We start from the raw sequence: 4,346 nt of genomic DNA on the forward strand, positions 1-4,346 counted from the left end.
TACTACTGCATTTTTGCTATATCCCAGGTTTAATAATTCTCTTCTAAAGTCATTTATTGTATTTTCTATTATCATATATTATGTTTTTTAGGTTGTACTTTTTATTTTGACCGAACGCTAGAGTTATTTTTTTGGTTTTTGCTTATATAATAGGGTTTTATAGATTTTTTAGTGTTCGTTTGGTGTTCGTTTAGCGTTCGTTAGTGTTCGGTTTTAACTGTTGTATTTGTTTTATAAAATGGTCTTTTAATTTTTTTCTAACGCTTTGTATATCATCAAAATAGGCTATCTTATACTTAAATCCTTTGTTGCCGTGTCCAAATTGTTTTATATATTCTAGTTGTACTAATTGATTAATGTAATGTTGCAATTGTGTCTTTTTAAATCCTGTAGTTTCCATTGCTTCAAACCTTGTAAAATCATCGGTTTTAAACTTCTTTTTTAGTCGTTCAAAAAACTGTCGGAGCGAGCCGTCTAACTCGTCAATTTTCAATATTATACTTTCAAAAAGTATTTCTACTGCTTCCTCCACATCGGTTATCTCTGTGATGAGTTTATTGTTTTGGGTTCTTCTCTGGTATTGGTTAATGATCGTGATCTGCTTGATAATGCTTTGGAACATTTCGTTTAATCTCCGTTTTTTGTGTACGTTCTCAGGGAGTTGTATTTGTGTGGCATACGGATTTTGTACTTCTTCCGTTTTTAAAGCTCGTAATATTTTTTGTAATTGTTCTTTGGCTTTTTCTTGTTGGCTTTCGTTTATTTCTCCTGCTATTCGTTTGTTTTGATAATTGATTATTTTATCGGTTTGGTCCTGGCTTTCATCTACGGCTAATAAAAAACTCCGGCTCATATTGTCCTCGTATAAATCGCCTTTGGTTGTAGCACTTAACGAACTAAAAACGCCTTTTACTTCTTTCTTAACACTCTTGATATTTCCTTTTTTATCTTTAATAGATACACTGCTGCTTAATCTTTGATTGCTTATGAGTTCCCGCATTGCAAAAAGTGCTTCTTCTTTCAGTCCGTCCAAATCTTCTATAATTAATAGTTTGTTTACCAAGTCGTATTCGCCCCAATTGTACAAACTACTTTCTGTAATTCTTGTAAATCGCAGTACGTCTTCTGGTGGGATTAAATCGGCTATTTTACTAATTAAATGCGTTTTTCCGCTTCCGCTACTTCCTTGTACTATAGCGTGTAATGGCTGTTTTGTTTTGTAGCTTGATGCAATTATAAATAGTAATAACCGGCTGTTTGCTTCTCCAACTATTCCGCTTTGTTCTATTAATTTATTGATTTGTTGTAATAGATTATCTTGCTTTAAAATATCAATGGTATTTTCTAAAATGGGTTGTTTTGGTTTAGGTTCTGGAGTGACTTTTTGTTTTATCGGTTCTTCAATAATAGTGCTAGTATCTTCAATAGAAAATAAAAAAGGGATTTCTTTTCTTTGGTCGATTAGATGGATTAAAATGTCTGTTTCGTGTCCAATAATTAAACTATTAATATCTTCATCTTTTGGTGTTTCTACTTGGCTTATTTTAGCTTTTGGGTGTAGTTCTCTTAAGATTTCAGCATATTTTATAACGGCTTCGTTTCCTGCTTTGTCGCCATCAAAAAAGAAAATGATTTCCTCTAACTGTTTTAAGGGTTTGATTGCGTTTAGGATTTCTTCGTTTAGTCCATTCGTTCCGTAGCTTGTAAGTAGTGTATAATTATTAGCTATATCATCTATCTGTAATAAACTCGCTGTATCGATGATAGCTTCAGTAAGCAGTAATTTCCTGGTATCAGGATTTGGATAATTTGGATAAATTCCTTGTCGGTTCTTCAGATAAAAATGTTTTGCATTCTCATTATTAATTGTTGATCTAAAATAAAAACTAACGATTTGGTTTTCTCTATTTTTTAATGGGAACAAAATTGATTTATTGCCAAAAGGTTTATAAGCTTGTCCGCCTGTTCTGCTGTTGGTTCCTGCCATTGTTAAAAGTCCACATTGCATTGCATCACTAATTAACTTTTCGTCTTTTCTTGCTCCGTGGTGGAACTGACCACTATTAAAACCTACTTCTAATTTATCAAAGTCTAAATTTCTACTGTTGCAATATTCCTTGGCTGGCTCACTACATAACAATCCTTTTCTAAAACTTAAAAACATCTTTTCAAGGAAGTACGTATTTACTTTTGCCGTTATTGTTGGTTCTACTTTGGTTGATGGTTTATTGTTGTTGGTTGTTGGGTTCACTGTTATCATTGCCGTACATTTTTTTAGTGCTTCATGTTTGGTTAGCTTTTCATAATCTTGAACAAACTGGATTACATCGCCTTTTTTATCGCAAGCGTGGCACTTGTATTTATTTTGGCTAAAACTTACTTGTAAACTTGCTGTGCTATCGTCGTGGAATGGACAACGGAGCATATTGTGTTTATCGGCTGTAAAATTGTAGTGTTGCAATACGTTTGCTAGTGGTAAGTTTTGTTTGATATCGGTTATTTCCATTGTTGAAAACTTTTTAAATGATATATATATATTGCAAATGTATAGTATGTATTTCATTTAAACAATAGACAGATATTTCTTTTGATAAAAATCTATTCCTATATTTGCATTAATTAGTTAAAAAATACTTACACAAGACAAAGATGTTAGACATAGGAAGTAAGATAACGCAGTTGCGTAAAGCAAAAAATTGGTCACAAGAAGATTTAGCTAAACAAATAAATTCTTCTCGTGTAATGGTTGGTAATTACGAACGTAATACTAATATGCCATCTATTGAAGTAATTGTAAAAATGTCTAAAAGTTTTAATGTAACTGTTGATTTTTTAATTGGAGAGGGTGAGTTTTCTACTTATGATAAAGAGATTATCAAAAGAATTGAAGATATTGACCAACTTGATGAAGATACTAAAAAACATCTTTTCTTTTTAGTAGATAACGTTATTCAGAACTATAAAACTAAAAAAGCTTTTGATAAATAAAAAAACCTAACGACCAGATTTACTATCCAGTTGTTAGGTTTCTATGATTCAGGAATGTGATTGCGATTGCCTGATGCGTTATGGTGTTCGTTTCAGAGGTCGGAACGATTTTATAAATTATTTTCCATGTGTAACTTTCAAGATTTTACAATCTTCTTTGTTAATTTCAATATATGGAACGCCTCCTTTAACTCCTTTTGGGAGTGTTCCTTCAACAATCCAAACTAAACTATCTTTCATGTGAGCTTTGTATGGTTTAGAATTTTCAATTTTACTTCCATATATTGGATACCATATTGCTTCTGCAATTTTTATCGCTGTTTCCTCATCTGGAACATAATTCACATGATTTTCACTCTTCATATCTTTAACTGTCGTACATGCAAGATAAACAATTGGCAACAAAAGCATTGCTACCGATTTAAAATTTATACTATTTCTCATTATGGTATGATTGGTCTAGGTGTTGATGTTGGTGTCGAAGTTGTGGATGCTGGTGTCGTTGTTGTAGTCGACGTTGAACCAGTTGGGGTTAGAGTTGGAAGCGTTCCAGTTGGAGTAGTTGGTATTGGAACTGGACTTGTAGGGTCTTTTGGGTCATTAAGCATAGTAGTGCTTAATGTTGAAATAACACCTGTTGCTGGGTCATATTTTTGTAATGAACCATTTGGGGTAACTACATACCCAGTAAGTCCTGTTGAGTTATTATCACCAACGTCTCCAGTTGTTGATGCTGTATTAGGGCCAGTAGCTGGAATACCTGAAAAAATATTATTAGCATATGCAGGGTCGTAAGCTGCATGGGTGTGAATGTCGCCTGTAGAAACAGTCCCAGCAGGAGCAGGACTAACAGATACAGAAGCTCCCGTAGTTCCAACATTCGCAGCAGAATAAGTATAACCAATTCCACCACTTGAGGTTGCTGCCTGATAAATTGTTGAACCATATTCTTGATTGACTGATATAGAAGTAGCATTATAATAAGTACCGAAGTTATTAGCAGCTGCATCCATGGTAGAATGTACTGAAAGAGGTTCTAGTCCCTCTAGCTCTCTACTATCTATGACTCGGTTTCCACTGAATACGTATGGAGACCATGTATGGTATTCTTCGGTTAATGGATCAATACTCATAAACCTTCCTATCGCAAAATCATAATTTCGCCATTTAAAGCTGTCCCAGTTAAGTCCCAGCTCATCTTGACGCTCTTGAGATTGAAACTTATACTGGTAATAAGGACTAAATCCTGCCGGAGCTATTCTAAAAGTATTTCTACTAGTTGCTGAGCCTGAGAGTACAATTGGATCAGAATTATAATTGGTATGCTTTAACCCAAAAGGATAATAATTATTTTCCTC

Annotated in this window: 4 protein-coding genes; 1 reads left to right on the forward strand and 3 read right to left on the reverse strand. The window is 33.6% G+C overall.

Annotated features, from left to right (window positions below; all coding sequences use genetic code 11):
- Positions 1-190 precede the first annotated feature (190 nt).
- Positions 191-2,506 carry a CHC2 zinc finger domain-containing protein gene (locus tag RMN92_RS01975; RefSeq protein ID WP_309607785.1) on the reverse strand — a complete coding sequence of 772 codons (2,316 nt, stop codon included), beginning with the start codon at positions 2,504-2,506 and terminating at the stop codon, positions 191-193.
- 143 nt (positions 2,507-2,649) lie between these two features.
- Between RMN92_RS01975 and RMN92_RS01980 the strand changes: the two genes are divergently transcribed.
- Positions 2,650-2,988 carry a helix-turn-helix transcriptional regulator gene (locus tag RMN92_RS01980; protein WP_309607786.1) on the forward strand — a complete coding sequence of 113 codons (339 nt, stop codon included), beginning with the start codon at positions 2,650-2,652 and terminating at the stop codon, positions 2,986-2,988.
- 117 nt (positions 2,989-3,105) lie between these two features.
- On the opposite strand, the gene RMN92_RS01985 is transcribed toward RMN92_RS01980, so the two are convergent.
- Both RMN92_RS01985 and RMN92_RS01990 read right to left on the reverse strand, forming a co-directional pair.
- Positions 3,106-3,432, reverse strand: a complete 327-nt coding sequence (locus tag RMN92_RS01985; RefSeq protein ID WP_309607787.1) for a YbbC/YhhH family protein — start codon at positions 3,430-3,432, stop codon at positions 3,106-3,108.
- The coding region (locus RMN92_RS01990) for a DUF4329 domain-containing protein (RefSeq protein ID WP_309607788.1) at positions 3,432-4,346 on the reverse strand (915 nt) is incomplete at its 5' end. The genes RMN92_RS01990 and RMN92_RS01985, both read right to left, overlap by 1 nt.

This window comes from Flavobacterium sp. (genome assembly GCF_031363805.1).
GTDB lineage: Bacteria > Bacteroidota > Bacteroidia > Flavobacteriales > Flavobacteriaceae > Flavobacterium.

Excerpts from the sequence above, each read along its gene's own strand:
- RMN92_RS01975 (WP_309607785.1), bottom strand. The coding sequence starts at position 2,506 with ATGGAAATAACCGATATCAAACAAAACTTACCACTAGCAAACGTATTG.
- RMN92_RS01980 (WP_309607786.1), top strand. The coding sequence starts at position 2,650 with ATGTTAGACATAGGAAGTAAGATAACGCAGTTGCGTAAAGCAAAAAAT.
- RMN92_RS01985 (WP_309607787.1), bottom strand. The coding sequence starts at position 3,432 with ATGAGAAATAGTATAAATTTTAAATCGGTAGCAATGCTTTTGTTGCCA.